Annotated in this window: 8 protein-coding genes and 1 tRNA gene; 3 read left to right on the top strand and 6 right to left on the bottom strand. The window is 27.8% G+C overall.

What is annotated here, in order from left to right; translation table 11 throughout:
- Positions 1 to 79: 79 nt before the first annotated feature.
- Positions 80 to 153: transfer RNA gene (locus HMPREF0216_RS11970), tRNA-Gly, on the bottom strand.
- 144 nt (positions 154 to 297) lie between these two features.
- On the opposite strand from HMPREF0216_RS11970, the gene HMPREF0216_RS11965 reads away from it, so the two are divergent.
- Positions 298 to 1,215: an aldo/keto reductase gene (locus HMPREF0216_RS11965; RefSeq protein ID WP_005214624.1), complete on the top strand. Its 918-nt coding sequence runs from the start codon at positions 298 to 300 to the stop codon at positions 1,213 to 1,215.
- A 113-nt stretch (positions 1,216 to 1,328) separates the two neighbouring features.
- Here HMPREF0216_RS11965 and HMPREF0216_RS16420 read toward each other — a convergent pair whose 3' ends face one another.
- The 3 genes from HMPREF0216_RS16420 to HMPREF0216_RS16415 form a co-directional block, all read right to left on the bottom strand.
- On the bottom strand, positions 1,329 to 4,100 hold the full coding sequence (locus HMPREF0216_RS16420; RefSeq protein WP_278244426.1) for a GDSL-type esterase/lipase family protein: 2,772 nt from the start codon (positions 4,098 to 4,100) through the stop codon (positions 1,329 to 1,331).
- Between the two features lie 12 nt (positions 4,101 to 4,112).
- Positions 4,113 to 4,367, bottom strand: a complete 255-nt coding sequence (locus HMPREF0216_RS11950) for a hypothetical protein (protein WP_005214621.1) — start codon at positions 4,365 to 4,367, stop codon at positions 4,113 to 4,115.
- Between the two features lie 107 nt (positions 4,368 to 4,474).
- A complete protein-coding gene (locus HMPREF0216_RS16415; RefSeq protein ID WP_005214619.1) occupies positions 4,475 to 8,992 on the bottom strand; it encodes a sialidase domain-containing protein in 4,518 nt (1,505 codons plus the stop codon).
- A gap of 275 nt (positions 8,993 to 9,267) precedes the next feature.
- Between HMPREF0216_RS16415 and HMPREF0216_RS11940 the strand changes: the two genes are divergently transcribed.
- On the top strand, positions 9,268 to 10,455 hold the full coding sequence (locus tag HMPREF0216_RS11940; protein ID WP_005214617.1) for an MFS transporter: 1,188 nt from the start codon (positions 9,268 to 9,270) through the stop codon (positions 10,453 to 10,455).
- 153 nt (positions 10,456 to 10,608) lie between these two features.
- On the opposite strand, the gene clpB is transcribed toward HMPREF0216_RS11940, so the two are convergent.
- The gene (gene clpB, locus HMPREF0216_RS11935) at positions 10,609 to 13,209 is read right to left on the bottom strand and encodes an ATP-dependent chaperone ClpB (RefSeq protein ID WP_005214615.1); all 2,601 of its coding nucleotides are present in this window, start codon (positions 13,207 to 13,209) and stop codon (positions 10,609 to 10,611) included.
- 226 nt (positions 13,210 to 13,435) lie between these two features.
- Here clpB and HMPREF0216_RS11930 point away from each other — a divergent pair, with 226 nt between their 5' ends.
- Positions 13,436 to 15,502: an AraC family transcriptional regulator gene (locus tag HMPREF0216_RS11930; protein ID WP_005214613.1), complete on the top strand. Its 2,067-nt coding sequence runs from the start codon at positions 13,436 to 13,438 to the stop codon at positions 15,500 to 15,502.
- Between the two features lie 353 nt (positions 15,503 to 15,855).
- Here HMPREF0216_RS11930 and HMPREF0216_RS11925 read toward each other — a convergent pair whose 3' ends face one another.
- Positions 15,856 to 17,118 (bottom strand): helix-turn-helix transcriptional regulator, encoded by a 1,263-nt coding sequence (locus HMPREF0216_RS11925; protein ID WP_005214610.1) that lies wholly within the window; start codon positions 17,116 to 17,118, stop codon positions 15,856 to 15,858.
- Between the last annotated feature and the right edge of the window lie 17 nt (positions 17,119 to 17,135).

Below are 17,135 nucleotides of genomic sequence, written 5' to 3'. Positions count from 1 at the left end.
TTGCTCTATCCAGCTGAGCTAAACACGCTTATTAAAATCATTATTAACCGTATTACTACTGATTCCTAATGCTTTAAAATGGAGCGGGTAGTGGGAATCGAACCCACCTTGCTAGCTTGGAAGGCTGGAGTATTACCGATATACGATACCCGCGCATCGACTACGTTGTTTAGTATATTATCTTTAATTTATTTTGTCAACAATATTTTTATATTTTTTATAAAAAAATTTATTATTGGACTATATAATACAGTAAATGTATAATGTAAATGATTAACTTATATGAGGAGATTTACTATGAAAGAAATAATTATGGCAAATGGCAATATTAAAGCATCTGAAATTGCTCTTGGATGTATGAGAATTGCTGAACTAGATAAAAACAAAGTTAATAACTTAATAAACACTGCTCTTGAATGTGGAATTAACTTCTTTGACCACGCAGATATTTACGGTAAAGGAAAATCTGAAGAAATATTTAGTGAGGCTATCTCTCTAACTCCTAGCCTAAGAGAAAAAATAATTCTTCAATCTAAATGCTCTATTAGACCTGGTTTTTATGATTTTTCAAAAGAGCATATCTTAAATTCAGTAGATAATATTTTAAAGAGATTAAATACGGATTATTTAGATATTTTATTATTACACAGACCAGATACTTTAATGGAACCCGACGAAGTAAGCGAAGCTTTTGAAAAACTTTATAATGACGGTAAAGTTAGAAACTTTGGTGTTAGCAATCATAATGCAATGCAAATTGAATTATTAAATAAGTACTTAAAAAATAAAGTTACCATTAATCAACTTCAATTTAGTATTATGCATACTGGAATTGTTGATTCCGGCTTAAATGTTAATATGAAAATAGATCCTTCTATTGACAGAGATGGCTCTATTTTAGAGTATTGTCGCTTAAAAGATATAAATATTCAAGCTTGGTCACCTTACCAATATGGATTCTTTGAAGGAACATTCTTGGATAATCCTAAATTCCCAGAACTTAATAAAAAACTTGCTGAAATATCTGAAAAGTATAATGTAAGTAAAACTGCTATTGCTACAGCATGGATACTTAGACATCCAGCAAAAATTCAAACAATAGTTGGTACTACTAATGAAGAAAGACTAAGAGATATTTGTACTGCATCAAATATAAACTTAACAAGACAAGAATGGTACGAAATATATCGCTCTGCTGGAAATCAACTACCTTAATTGTTTATTACTATAACAACTTACAATACAAAATTTTCAGGGTACTAAAAACTTTTAGTTTTTCAGTACCCTTTTTTACTTTAGTCATTCTTTTATATTTTAATAAGATATAATTACTCTAGTATTTTTTTCATAACTTCTTGTATATCAATATTATTAATTATGGTATCTTTATTTACATCATATATTTTTATTTCATTCCAATTTTTATCTTCACTATTTTTATTATAGTTTTTACTTACCAAAGCTAAATCTGCAATAGTTATAATACCATCCTTATTCACATCGCAACCATAATCTACTTCATCCTCTTCAAAAGATCTTAATGATTCATTTAAAAAGTTAATAGCATTAGATACTGTTACTATTGTAGAGTTAGTTTTCTCTATTTCTCTTTCTGCTGCTGCTATATCTGCAACTAGAGCTGATTTTAAATGTTCTATATATAAATTATCTTTATTATCTTCTATTGACTTTTTAGCTTTGTTTATTAAATCTAAAAGTTCGTTTTTTAATTCAGTTGGATTTTCTGTTTCTTCATATTTCATATCTACTAAAGCACCACCAGATATACTATTAGAATCAAATACTTTTAATGCCTTCATCATATCTTGTGCTACCCTTAAATGCCCTCTATGATTTAACCTATAATCTTCATTTAAAAATGTTTCTTTAATATGAGGATTACTTTTTTCCAATTCAATCCATGTGTTATAATGATCTACTACAGGTACATTAAATTCCTTAGCAACTTTTAATATAACATTTACATATTCAGTTATATCATTTTCTTGTAATACCGGTGTTTGCAACATTACAAGAGCCCCAATATCTCTAACCTTTTCAATTATTTCCTTTAAATTAGCTTCAAATTCTTTAGGAGTACCTTTTTCACTTCCCCCAATCATAATAGATACTATTTCAGGATCAAATTCTGCTATCCACTTATCAAAGTTAGTGTTTATACTCTCTGAGTCAGCTCCATCAACTCCGGAATTAATAACATATCTTTCTCTATTTATCATTGGGTTTCCTCTTAATTCCCAACGAATTCTCTCTTCAAAATATTCCCCATAGTTTTTATATCCATAAGTAGCACCATTTCCACTAGTCGAATTATCCCCAACTAAAACCCATGAATTTGCTACACCATTTTCAAGCGCTTTATTTCTAATTTCTGCAAAATTATTGCTGCTATCTATTTTAGAACTTATATTATTTATTTCATCACGACTTAAAATATTATCATATATTTCAACATAAGATATAGCACCATTAAAAAACCACTCTCCACCAGTATCATGAACATTTCTACCAATACTTAAATGCGTAGGTAAATTTAAGCTTGAGAAAAATATTTTATTAGTAGTTGAATGAATATTTTCTCCATCAACATAAATATTTATTGTTGATTCATCTACATTCATAACTAAAGTGTGCCATACCCCATCATTATATCCCGATCTAGATGTTGTAAAGCTAGAATTTCCATTGTCCGTTCTTCCATTTAAGAATATAGTTCCATTTGCATTAATACCAATTGCTACTTCTTTACTTGAATCTTTTGAATCTGATAAACTTATTATAGTTTGCGCAGATTGGCTTGATGTTAAATTAAATCTAGTTACAATAGAACCTGTATTCAATGATTTAATTTTATCCATATCATCAGTTCTATCTATGAAATCACTTCCATAAAACTCTCTATTAACCTTGTATGAAACAACAGGTTCTTTATTTTCAATATTTGAATACTCTGGATATTTTTTTCTTGCCGTATCTAATACAGGTTTTGCAGTACCATTTCCAGCCAATGGATAAGATAAATTTTGAGTATAACTATCATCTGTATCTAATTGAAGCTCTCTAAATATAAGCTTAGCAATCTCTAGATGTCCCTTTTCATTGGGATGAATAGCATCTCCTAACCACGCATTTGTAACGCTTTTTCCCAAATCACTCCAATACTTATTATGGTCTATTAAAAATACATCTAACTCATTAGCTACAGCTCTTGCCCCTTCCATAAATATCGGTAATTGCTCTTCTCTAGATCCATTTGTTGTATTTATAGTTTGAATTATTGGAATAGCACCCATTTCTCTAATTTTATTAACTAACGTTTTTAAATTATTTTTATATTCATCAATCGTTATAGTAGCACAATCATTCATACCAAAAGTTAAAAATACAATTTTAGGATTATGTGTTTTTACCCAAGTTTCATAGCTAGCTAATACATGTGTTGTATCAGCACTAGATACGCCCGTATTTATAACAAAATTATCACTTTTTAAATTACCACTAACAGCTTCTCCACGAATTCTCTCATTAAAATGCTCACTATAGCTTCTATACCCTTTTGTATGAAGTGGACCATGTGTTATACTATCTCCCGCAAATAAAATATTGTTACTTTCTTCACCATGTATTATATTCAAAATCTCTCTGTAATCGTTTAAGCTGTATTTACTGCTGTACTCATGGCTAAATTGTTTATTATATACTTCTACATATTCTATTTCGCCATCAAAATATGAGCTTACTTCATTATTTTTAACTATTCTTCCAATATTCATATTGTTTAAATCTTTTACTAAAGATATAAATTTATTAGGATGATTTGTAAATTCAACTAATTTTTCACCATCCATATATAATATTCCACCTAGTTCGCCACCACTTATAACTACTGTATGCCATTTATTATCATCAAAAGTTTTATTTGGTACAGTATATGACATTACATTATTTCCATTTTCTTTTGTTTCTAATCTAATTTGTCCATTTAATAGCTTTATCTCAAAATAGCTATTTGTATCATTCTTATCAGAAATTGAAAATAGTGTCTGTTCTTTATTTTTAGCACTTGTTTTAAATTTAATTGCAATTGTTCCTTAACTTAAGTCCTTTATATTTTCAACTTCATCACTTATATCAATAAATTTATCAATTCCATTAAAACTTTCTCTAACGTTAAACTGTAACAGTGGCTTGTACTGAAGATAAGATTCATATGATTGTGATCTATTACTTTCTTCGATTAACATATTCATAGTATTGTTATTTTCATATGCAATTATATTATTAGCTGGAATTATATTACTTACTAATAGACTTGATACTAGCATATTTATTAAAATCTTTTTCATAATCTTCCCCCATAATCTCGTTAATTAGCCCTTCAAGTTTTTACACTTTAATAACATACTCTTATAATATAGGGTATTGATTTAATCAATACCCTATATTAATTTTATTAATTTATTTTATTCTTTTTTGTAAGAATTCCTCCGAAAAATGCCACTATTGCTCCGAATAATCCTACTGAAACAGCCGGTGCTCCTCCAGTTTTAGGTAAGTTCGTATTACCTACTGAACTATTATTTGTACTACTATTACTAGCTACATTATTATTACTTGAGTTTCCTATGATTGAATTTTCTTTATCTTTAAGATTACTTATAGCAGTTTCTACTTCTTTTTCAGCTTCCTTTATTTGCTCTTTTGTAGCTTCTTCATTTTCAAATACTGCTTTTGCTGCTTTAATTGCATCATCAACTACCTTCCAACTTGCCTTAGTATATTTACTTGAATCTAATTGTTCAGCTTTATTTATTAAATCTTCAAGTTTATCCTTATTTGGTTTTAATCTCAATTGTAAATATCCTTTTAGTAAATTCTTATATGCTCCATCAACCTCTTCTTGACTGGCATTTTCATTAGTTGAGACTTTTTGTGCTACTTCTAATACATCTTGTAAGTTTTGCCATGTTGATAATATATACTCATCTTCCACTAATCCTTCAACTGTTACTATTAAATTATTTAACATATCTTTATTAACAGCTTCTGATACTGCCTCTAACTTGCTGAAGGCATCATATAAAGAATTATATACATTTTCAATATCAGCTTCTAAAGCATTTTCATCATTTATTACACTTTGAACTTCATTACTATTTAATACATCTTGAAGTACATTCCAACTTTCTTTTGTGAAGTCTCTAGCATTTAACTCATTAATTTCTTTAACTAAATTCAATAAATCTGTTTTATTTCCCTTATGCTCTAACATATGAATTGCTTTAGATAATCTCTCAAAAGAACTATTTACTAATTCTTGACTAATATCATTACCTACTTCTAATTGAACCAAAATATCTTTAGCTTCTATAAGTGCTTCACTAAACTCTTTCTTAACTGCAGGCACAACATTTATCATATCTTCTTCAGTTATATCCTCTGCCATTTCAATTGCAATTTCTAAATGCTTAGTAAATATACTTGCTTGCTCACTTCTCTTTAAACCTGCAATAGCTTCTTCTAATAACTCTGTAGCTAAATCTATTTCTTCTTGACTAGCATCAGTTTTGCTTATCACTGATTTTGCCATTTCAAAAGTTTCTATAAATTTACTCCAACTTTCTGATGTATACTCTTTTTCTTCTAACAATTCCCCTTGAGATATTAAAATTTCTAATTTACTAGTATCAATTACTATATTTTCTTCTACGTTAATAGAAATACTACTTCCTAGTATATTCTTATAAACCCCATCACCATCAGCACAACTACCTTCTATTTTTATCTCACTTAATCCTAAAAGTTCTTTAGCTTTTAAATTTATATTAATTATCTCTTCTCCTGATACGATTGGTGAACCTAAAGACGATATAATAACTCTAATATTTCCTGGTTCAATCTCTCTATATGAAACATAAGTCTTTTCACTATTAATAGCCTTTATACTTTCTTCACCTAATTCAAATTTTGTAGCATCATAATTTAAATTGGCATCTATAGCGAAAATGTCTTCTGTTTCTGATATATCACTTAAAGCTAATTTAATATCTAAACTTTTTCCTGATTTAACTGATTCTACTGAATTTAAAGAGAATTTTATTTCTTCTTCTAAAGCTTCTTCTTCAACTATAATAACAGATTCTGTTTCAATGTTATTTGATAAATCCATTACCTTTCCAATAGTATTAATTATTTCTAGTCTACTATTATCCTTTACTGCAATTTTATGGCTTCCTTCTTCTATATCTTCTGGTAAAATTACTGTAACTTTATATTCATTTCCACTAATTCTAGATACTTCTCCTGATATTTCTTTACCATTAATAATAAATGTTAAGCTTCTTTCTCCAATAAGACTAACTGTTTGATCAAAAGTAACTTTTAAGTTAAGTACGTCTCCTGGATTATAACTTTCAATAATATCAAGACTTGTAATTGACTTTATTTCTGCAGTTGGAGCATCAGCTAAAAGATCTGCCTTTAAATAATCAATATTCATTTGAATGAATGACATTTCTTGGTTTGCTGTTCCCTCATAGAATAATCCTATATTTCCATTATCTAATTGACTTAAGCAAGAATATGCATAATATCCTGGCTTAACTAACTGCTTATACTTCCATTCAAAATCCCAGACTGGATTTTCTTCTGTACCAATATTATTTATTAATCCAATTTGTACAGTTCCCTCTGCCCTTGAGCTTGAATTTGGATTTGCAAATATTAATGCTGGTTTTCCATCAATTTCACCTTCATAGTTTATTACGCTTAATTGACAATAAGGCTCTCTTAAATCGTTTTCATATTCTATTATATTTTCCCACGTTTCTCCACCATCTTTACTTGTTGCAACTGCTGGGTTTGCTTTTGATGGATTTCTCATAAACATTTTCAATTCTCCATTTGGCATCTCAACAACTTGAGCTTCTGTCATCTCTTCTCCTGAAGCTCCAGTAAATGTTTCACCTTGGATAGTTACTCCATTAACTATTCTATTGTCATTAACTGATTCTCCTAGTTGCCAAGTGATTCCATGATCATCACTATATATAACAGCACTAGATTGCTTTTGATTCCTATTTAATGAGTATACTGGGAATATTAATCTGCCTGCTTTTTCCCCATTTTTAATTTGATATCCTCTTCCTGGCCCAGTACCAAGGAAACTCATCCATTCTTTTTTAAATTGTCCTGAAATTAGTTTAGGTTTACTCCACGTTACACCATCGTCCTTACTTGAAATAAGAGCTAAATATGAAGTAAGATATGCCTTTAATTCACAGCTTGCTGCAAAGGTATTTCCAATCTTTACATCATCTTTATATAAATTATTTTCAGCATCTACCTTATAGTTAGTAGAATTTCCTTCTGAATCCACAACTAACCCAAATTCTGATCCAATTTCACCAGGTATTGCATAGTATTTACTTCCATCTGTATGAGTTAAATTCATAGCTCTAACAGTTTCACCATTTACCTCTATATCAGAGAAGCCACTACCCCTTTTAGCTTGGAAAGCACCTCCACCTTGTGGGAATGCATCTACCAACATAAAAATCTCACCTGTTTCTTCATCTTGTACTAATGAGCTATCTATTCCTGATGCACTATCTGGATAGTTTAATACTATTTGTCCACTATCCCAAGTCTGTCCATTATCAGTACTTCTTTTTATCCCAATATCTATATTGTTAGGTGAATCATTTCCACCTCCAACTCTTACGTCTATTCCAGCTATTACAGTACCTTCCTTTGTAGTAAATAATGATGGTATTCTAAAATTGTTTGATCCTAATTCTCCTGGAGTAAATACATCTATTGGATCTGTTTTAATAGCTCCTTCTGGTAATGGTAATTCTTCTGTAGATGTTTGGCCTGTTATTTCTTTAAGATATCTATCAGCTAAAGGTTGATCATAAAATTCAAAAAAATCTATTTTCCCTGTAAAATTATATTCATTCGATCCTGTACTTCTATCAGTTGTGCCTAATTTTAGTGTATTAGCATCATCTAAGCTTTCTAAAAAATTAGCTGTAGCTACAGTATTCTCTAATACTTTTTCACCATTTAAATATATAGAATACCCACTATTCTTTTCAGCTTTAAAAGCAATAGTATTTATTCCTTTATTTAAAGTTTTATTTACTACACCAGTAGAAACATTTCCACTTTGCTTCCTTAGTTCATAACCTACTTGTCCACTATTTATATATACATGAAAATGTTCATTTGCCTTATTGTTATTACTTATACTAAATAAGCTTTGTAATCCTGAGTTAGTGGCTTGAAATCTAATAATTGCAGTACCTTCACCTATTCTTAAAACGTTTTCTAATCGATCGGTTAAATCACCACCAACTCCATTATTTATTTGTAAGTTTTCTGATGAAACTAGTTTTAATGGTGCTTCAGTTGCTTCATATATATCTATTTCTGCTATACTTGCATATTTATTATTTGTGTCGCCTATTGTAGAAATCGCTTCTACTCTTATACTATCAGTTGCTACTGGCTCATTTAAAATTATATATTTTGTATCTGAGTCAGATTTCCATGTTCCTTCCGCAATTATAACATCACCAGCATAAATTTTATAATCTTTTATTTTTCCATTATTCCCTGATTGCCTTGGTGTTATATGAATTGATGTTACATTTCTAACCTTTCCTAAGTTTAATGTTACACTTTGTGGATTTTCCGATATATTAAGTCCGTCCCATGGTGTATGCCATAATGTTGTTGTACTACCATCAATAACTTTCTCTGCCTCTTGACCTGATTGTGCTGATGTAGCTGTTGCTATTATTTCTGATTTTGATATTAATTTTTCAGCAATAGGTTCTGATTGATACATTTGCACATATTGGCTCTTGTATTCCTTATCATTAATATCAGCCATAGCCATATTAGTCCCTAAATTAGTAACTAATAATGATGTCACTAAAAGTGCCATTATCTTCTTTTTGTTCATTACTTTTCCCCCTTAAAATATAATTTAAATATTTTTAATAACATCTTATTAAATTATTTACCCATTGCTTAATACATAAAATGTTATTATAAAAACATTTTACCTTTTATTTTCTTTAATTACAATATTTAACTTAAATCTATATGCTTTTTATCATAATAATTGCTAATACTAATAAATTTTATTTTATTTTTCATAGTTTTGCATATATACTATTAATTAAATGAAATTTGATTATCTAAAGATAACTATTAATTAAAGGAGTAAAATTAAAAATGAAAATAAAAGAAAAATCATTGTTTTTTATAATATTCTTGACATTATTTAGCTCTCTTACATTTAATATGGCTCATCCAGTAACGCCCATGTTTATAAATAAGCTTGGATTGCCAACCTTTATGTTTGGATTATTTTTTGCAACTATGTCTATAGGAAATTTTATAGGCTCACCACTTTTTGGATCTCTATCTGATAAAAAAGGAAGACTAAAGTTCTTAATATTAGGTGCTGTTGGATATGGTATAAGTCAGCTTGGTTTTGGATTTAATACAAATCCATTTATAATACTTATATTTAGATTTACAGGTGGATTTTTTGTAGTTAGTTATTTAACAACTTCAATGGCTTATTTAACAGATGTAACTACTAAAGAAAATAGAACTAAATATATTACATACTATGCTGCTGCAAATACAATTGGTGGTGCCTTAGGTTCACTACTTGGTGGTGTAATTGGTAATAATAATTTTAAAATTGCTTTTTTTAGTCAATTTATACTTTGTCTTATTTTAGGAGCTTTAGTATTCTTCCTATTAGAAGAGCCTCATAGAGAAAAATCGCTTAATTCCAAAACTATTAAATATGAAAAAATAAGCTACTCTAAATTTTTAAATAAAAACTTATTAATTATGTTTATAGTTGTTATCGCATTTTACTTTGCGGCTACAAGCTACAACTCAAGTATTAATTACTATATAGAAGATGTACTTAATTTATCTCCCACATTTATAGGTGGATTCTTAGCCTTTACTGGAATATTAGGTTTTACTGTAAATTTAATTTTCACACCATTAATGGCAAAATACTTTAAAGAAATAAATATTTTTAAAGTTATTACTATTTGCCTTAGCATAGCTTTAGGACTTATGGTTTTATCTAACAATGTTATTTTATTCTTAAGTTGTGCAGTTATATTTTCTTCTTTTGCTAGTATTCATATTCCACTTCAACAAAGCATAATAACAAAGCTTTCAAATGGTAATTATGGGTCACTTATGGGCATATTTAATTCCTCTAAAGCAGTAGGGCAAGTAACAGGTTCATTGCTTTCAGGTTTTATCTTTGATTTAGGAAATAAATTACCTTTCCTTTTATCATCAGTAATAATATGTATAGCTTTTATTATATTATTACCAACAAAACCAAATGTACTTACTGATAATAAAGAAATAAAGATAAGCTAAATAAATAGCATCTAGTAAGAAGGTTTAAATTACTAGATGCTATTACCATTAAAAGCTCAAAAAAAACTGCTTATTAAAAATATATTTAATAAGCAGTTTAAACTTAAACAATTTAAATTTTATATCTTACATCATTATTGCTAATTTAAGATACTAATTCGTTTTAATTATAATTTCATCATCCTTACCATCAATTGTAACATGTGAACCATAATTAACTTCTCCTGCAATAATAAGTCTTGCTAATTTATTTTCTAAAGTATTTTGAATATATCTCTTAAGTGGTCTTGCACCATAAACTGGATCATATCCTTCAACCGCTAGTATATGTTTAGCCTCCGGTGTAATTTCTAGAGATATATTTCTATCTTTTAATCTATTGGAAACTTCATTTACAAATATATCAATAATCTTTGTAATTCCACTTTCAGATAATGGCTTAAACATTATAATATCATCTACTCTGTTTAAGAATTCCGGTTTAAATCTCATCTTCATCTCATTCATTACTTGTTCTCTAATTTGTGGATCAATAGTATCTTCTGACGTATTTTCTAAAAGATAGCTACTTCCTATATTAGAAGTCATAATGATTATTGTATTTTTAAAGTCAACTGTCTTACCTTTATTATCTGTAAGTCTACCATCATCTAATATTTGTAAGAACATATTGAATACATCTTCATGTGCTTTTTCAATTTCATCAAATAAAATTACACTGTAAGGTTTTCTTCTAACTGCTTCAGTTAATTGGCCACCTTCTTCATATCCTACATATCCTGGAGGCGCTCCAACTAATCTAGATACAGCATGTTTCTCCATATATTCAGACATATCAATTCTTATAATATTCTCTTCAGAATCAAATAGATTTCTAGCTAATGTTTTTGCAAGTTCTGTTTTACCTACACCTGTTGGCCCTAAGAAAATAAATGAACCTATTGGTCTATTTACATCTTTAAGTCCAGCTCTTGCTCTAAGTATTGCAGAAGTTACAGATGTAATTGCTTCACTTTGACCAATTACTCTCTTTTCCATTTCATCTTCAAGTCTTAATAATTTTTCTCTTTCACCTTCAAGTAAGTTTGATACAGGAATACCAGTCCATCTTGATAAAACTTGTGAAACTTCTTCTTCAGTAACCTCTTCTTTTAATAAAGCACCCTCATAATTTTCTTTAACCTCAACTTCCATTTGAGAAATAGCTGCTTCTAAACTTGGAATTTCCCCATATTGAATTTCAGCAGCTTTATTATAATCATATTCTCTTTGAGCTGCTTCAAGTCTTCCTCTTGCTTCATCAAGCTTACCTTTTAATTCTTTTAATTTTAAGATAGCTCCTTTTTCTCTTTCAAACTTAGCAGTCATTTCATCATTTTTAGCTTTAAGTTCTGAATATTCCTTTTCTAAAGCTTCTAACTTCTTTTTAGATCCTTCATCTTTTTCTCTAGTTAATGCTTCTTTTTCTATTTCAAGTTGCACTATTCTTCTTCTAATTGCATCTAATTCTGCTGGAAGTGAATCTATTTCTGTTCTAATCATAGCTCCAGCTTCATCAATTAAATCAATTGCTTTATCTGGAAGATATCTATCTTGAATATATCTATCAGAAAGCTTAGCTGCTGCAACTATAGCAGAATCATGAATTCTAACTCCATGATGGATTTCAAACCTTTCCTTTAAGCCTCTTAATATTGAAATTGCATCTTCTACTGATGGCTCATCAACAATAACTGGTTGGAATCTTCTTTCTAGAGCTTTATCTTTTTCAATATATTGTCTATACTCATCAAAAGTAGTTGCTCCAATACAGTGTAATTCACCTCTTGCAAGAAGTGGCTTAATAAGATTTCCTGCATCCATTGCACCATCTGTCTTACCTGCACCAACAATAGTATGAATTTCATCTATAAATAATATAATCTTACCTTCACTATTTTGAACTTCCTTTAAAACAGCCTTTAATCTTTCTTCAAATTCACCTCTATATTTAGCCCCTGCTATAAGGGACCCCATATCTAGTGAAAAGATAATTTTATCCTTTAACCCTTCTGGGACATCCCCTCTTACTATTCTTTCAGCTAATCCTTCAACTATAGCAGTTTTACCAACCCCTGGTTCACCAATTAATACTGGATTATTTTTTGTTCTTCTTGAAAGAATTCTGATAGTTCTTCTTATTTCATCATCTCTTCCTATTACAGGATCTAATTTATGCTTTTTAGCTAAATCCACTAAATTAGTACCATATTTAGCTAAAGCATCATAAGTTCCCTCCGGATCTTGAGTATCTACTCTTTGACTACCTCTAACTTCTGATAATACCTTCATGAAACTATCTTTAGTTATATTATATTTTTTTAATATTTGTTTAGTTGGTCCATTTTTATCTACATCTATGATGGCTAACATTAAATGTTCAACACTAATATAGGAATCTCCAAACTTTTTAGCTAAATCATCAGCCTTAACAAGTACTTCATCTACTTGTCTAGTTATATAAACACCTGAACCATTAGCTCCTTCACCAGTAACCTTTGGCATTTTATCTAAGGCATTATTTATATCAATTTTTATCATCTTCACATTAATTCCCATCTTAGTAAAGATATTAGGGATTAATCCATCTTCAGCCTCTACTAATGCAGAAAATAAATGAATTATATCTATTTGTTGATGATTATATTTCACTGCAGTTAAATTAGCATCATTTAGTGCTTGTTGCACTCTAAGTGTCATTCTTTCAACGTTCATTTATTATCACCTCTTAATAGTATTTTTAACTTTAATCTAATTTTAATACAAAAGTCAAAGAAAGTCAAAGTAAATTTTATTATTTATTTAATTTATTATATCGCCAATATATTTTACCACAATTTTACTAATTTTAAAATTCATTAAATTCAGTTATGCTTTGTATTTAAATGTAGTTATTGTTATAATTAATACAAGAAATTTTTAATAGACTTGAGGTGAAAATTTGAGACGAGAATATATAAATTATCCTTCTGATTTACCTATAAAAATAACTTATGCTAAAATAACTAACTATCCAATCCATTGGCATAATTCAATTGAAATTTTATATGTAATAAAAGGATCTTTAAATATTTCTATTGATACTGATTCATTTACAATTAACGAAAAAGAAGTTGAAATAATAAATTCAGATGAATCCCATATGCTCCATAGCGATACTGATACTAGAGTATTAATATTCAATATCGATCCATACTTCTTTGAAAAATATTATAAAGATATAAACAATATATTCTTTTATACTAATTCTAATGATAATGAAGATCAAAGTGGAGATGAATATGATGAACTTAAAACCATCCTTTCTCAAATACTTTGTGAATATGTTCAAAAACTTGAAGATTATGATGAAGAAATTGAAGAGCAGCTTATTACTCTTCTTTATCATTTAATTAACAATTTCCACTACTTAACTCATGAAAAAGAAGAACTTAAAGAAAAAACAGAACAACTAGATAGATATCATAGAATTTCAAAATATATATTTAATAACTATAATAATAATATTACATTGCAAGATATCGCAAAAAAGGAATTTTTAAGCCCTCATTATTTATCTCATGAAATTAAATATGCAACTGGATATAGTTTTACAGATTTAATTAACTTAACTAGAATTGAAGAATCTATAAAGTTATTATTAGATAGTGATTTAAGTATTTCTGATATCTCTGATGAAATTGGATTTTCTCACACTCGATATTATAACAAGAACTTTAAATATTACTATAATTGCACACCCCTTCAGTATAGAAAAAAACATACACTTTCTGAAAAAGAATATGAAGCTTCTAAAATATTAGAAGAGTTACCTTTAAGTGATGCTTTAGATTTTTTATCTTACAGCTTAGAAAATTATAGTAGATTTAATTTTGAAAACAAACTTTGGAAAATTCATATAGATATGGATGAAGAAATTGAAACATTAAAACCTGAATTTAAAAATGCTATTAATTTAGGTGAAGCTTTCGATTTACTTATCGAAGATAACAAAGATATATTAGAAGAAATTCAAGAGGAAATTCATTTTGAATATGGTAGACTTGAAAAAATGTTTCATAGTGATATGGGAGTATTTTTAGATTCTGATTTTTATAATTGGAATAAAGCTAAAGGAGTTTTAGAATTTTTATCTGATATTAATCTAAAACCTCTGATTTTATTAGACAACCTTAATTATTCCGTTGAAAAATATATAAATATTATAACTAGCTTTTTAAATTATTTTGAAGATGTAGACTTAGTTGATACTGATGATTTTCAATTTCAATTTTCATCAGATATATCACAAGATATTAAGGATGAAATTACAAACTTTATATTATCCAACTACAATTTAACTGTTATATCTGAAAATTTTAATGTATCTTCTAATCTTAACCCCATATATGATACAGCTTATATGTTACCATATATTATTCATAATTCTATTTTTAAGAAAAATTCACTTAATTTCTTAAAAGCTTTTGATGTTTTAGAAAAAGCCATAAATATTACAAATGAAGTATTTATTGGTGCTCCAGGGATTGTTAATGATATGGGTATAAGAAAACCTTCATACTATGCTTATTATTTACTTAGTAAACTTAGTGAAAATATAGTATCTTTAGACGATGGTTATATCGTTACTAAATCTTTAGATTACTATGCGATACTTCTATATTCCCATAATGAAGATATTTACAGCTTAGCTTCTTACGAAGATATTTATCAAAAAGGAGCTGTAAAAAAATCTTTCGAAAGAAAATACTCTCTTAATATTGTAAATATTAAAAGTTCAACAAGAATTATAACTTACGAAGTAAATGAATTTATCGGTTCTTCTTATAATTATTGGCTTTCTATGGGATCACCTGATAGATTAAGTAAAGAAGAAAAAGAAATACTTTATAAAGCTTCTTATCCTAAAATTGAATTTAAATATTCTAAAAAAAGTTCCGTACTTAACATAATTACAGAATTAAAAGGTTATGGAGCTAAGCTAATAATACTAAAACCAGCTAAATAATGTACCGAAAACACCTTTTTTAGGTGTTTTCATGCTTTTTTATAGTTATTATACTTTTCAAAAATAAAGTTTATTGTACCTATAACTTAAGCATACCTATGAATATTATAATTATTTATTTAGGCTATAATAATATTATAATCGTATTTGAAAGGAAGTATTTTATGAGAGGCCTATTTTTTAATCCATCATTATTAAATGATACTAAAGCTAAATGGTCATTTTGGATTTGGATGTCTAACCTTTTACATCATAACTAAAACTAATTATATCAATTATTAAGGTTACTAAAATGAGAAAAATTAAATATATAAAAAGATAGAACTAACTTATTGTTAATTCTATCTTTTTCTTTATAATCTTTTTTCTATGTTCATTGCCAAAGTAAAATATTTTATAGATTCCTTATACTCTTTTAAATTATAATAAAGCAATGCCATTTCATTATATCTTTTATATTTTTGATCTTTAGTTGCATCTCTTAATAATAAATCAGTAGCTAAATTCATATACATTTCTGCCTGGAAATATTGTCCTTGCTTTTGATAAATCATACCTTTATAATAATATGCTTTTTCTATTAGTTTATCCTCTTCTAAATCAATAGATAAATTAAGTGCTTCTTCTATTATATTAGATGCTTTTTCAAGCTCCTGGTTTTCATATAAGGTTGCTATACAATTAATTAAAAATTCACAGTATTCATGCTTATTATTTTTAGGAAAAATACTTATTCCTTCTTCTATTTCAGTTAATGCCTTATCATTTTCACCAATCTCAAAATAGCATTTTCCATTTCTCTCCTTAGAATTAGCTAAGGCAATTTTGTTATCTTTTTGATACTCATATGATAACTCTATGTATTTTTCTGCTTCAACCTTATGAAGCAATATATTTATAATAGCAAATTCATGATAAAATTCACCCTTATCTTTATCTCCAGTAAATTCATCTACAAATTTTAATATTTTCTTTAATAACTCATATGCTTTTTCTATATTGTTAATATTCTTATAACAAACTGCTTCATGGAAACATGCATAAATATATTGTTTCTTAGTTCCAATTTCATCTTCTTCAATTATTAGTCTTAGCCTTTTATAGTAATTTATAGCTTCATTATACTCACAAGTTTTATCGAATAATGTGGCCATATCATTATAATAAACTAATATATTATCTTTACAACAAGTATTTTGATATATTTCATAATATTTAGATATTAATATTTGTATATTTTCAATTTTATTTTTCTCTAAATAATATGAGAAGAGAATATGAGTTAAATCAAATGCTAACTGATAAAAATTGTATTTTTTTGCAAACTCCAAATTATAATCTATAACATTTTCTATTTCATCTTCTGGAATAACTTTATTTCTAATCGCATTTAAATTGTTGCTTATTTGTTCATATACATCTTGAACTAAATATTCAAAATCTATATCTAACTTATCAGCTATAAACTTAAGAACATCTTCATCAGCCTTAATTTTACCATTTTCAATACAACTCATTTTCGAAATAGAAATTTTTTCCCCACATAATTCCTTTAATGTAACTCCCTTGTATATTCTGGCTCTTTTTATTTTTTCTCCTGTTGATAATATTTCCATTGGTAACCCCCAGCTAT

Source organism: Clostridium celatum DSM 1785 (assembly GCF_000320405.1).
Taxonomy (GTDB): Bacteria; Bacillota; Clostridia; order Clostridiales; family Clostridiaceae; genus Clostridium; species Clostridium celatum.
Note: the sequence above shows the minus strand (reverse complement) of the source record. Positions and strands in the feature narration are given on the sequence as shown.

Bases quoted from the DNA above. Each gene is read 5' to 3' on its own strand.
- HMPREF0216_RS11965 (WP_005214624.1), top strand. From the start codon at position 298: ATGAAAGAAATAATTATGGCAAATGGCAATATTAAAGCATCTGAAATT.
- HMPREF0216_RS11950 (WP_005214621.1), bottom strand. From the start codon at position 4,367: ATGAAAAAGATTTTAATAAATATGCTAGTATCAAGTCTATTAGTAAGT.
- HMPREF0216_RS16415 (WP_005214619.1), bottom strand. From the start codon at position 8,992: ATGAACAAAAAGAAGATAATGGCACTTTTAGTGACATCATTATTAGTT.
- HMPREF0216_RS11940 (WP_005214617.1), top strand. From the start codon at position 9,268: ATGAAAATAAAAGAAAAATCATTGTTTTTTATAATATTCTTGACATTA.
- clpB (WP_005214615.1), bottom strand. From the start codon at position 13,209: ATGAACGTTGAAAGAATGACACTTAGAGTGCAACAAGCACTAAATGAT.
- HMPREF0216_RS11925 (WP_005214610.1), bottom strand. From the start codon at position 17,118: ATGGAAATATTATCAACAGGAGAAAAAATAAAAAGAGCCAGAATATAC.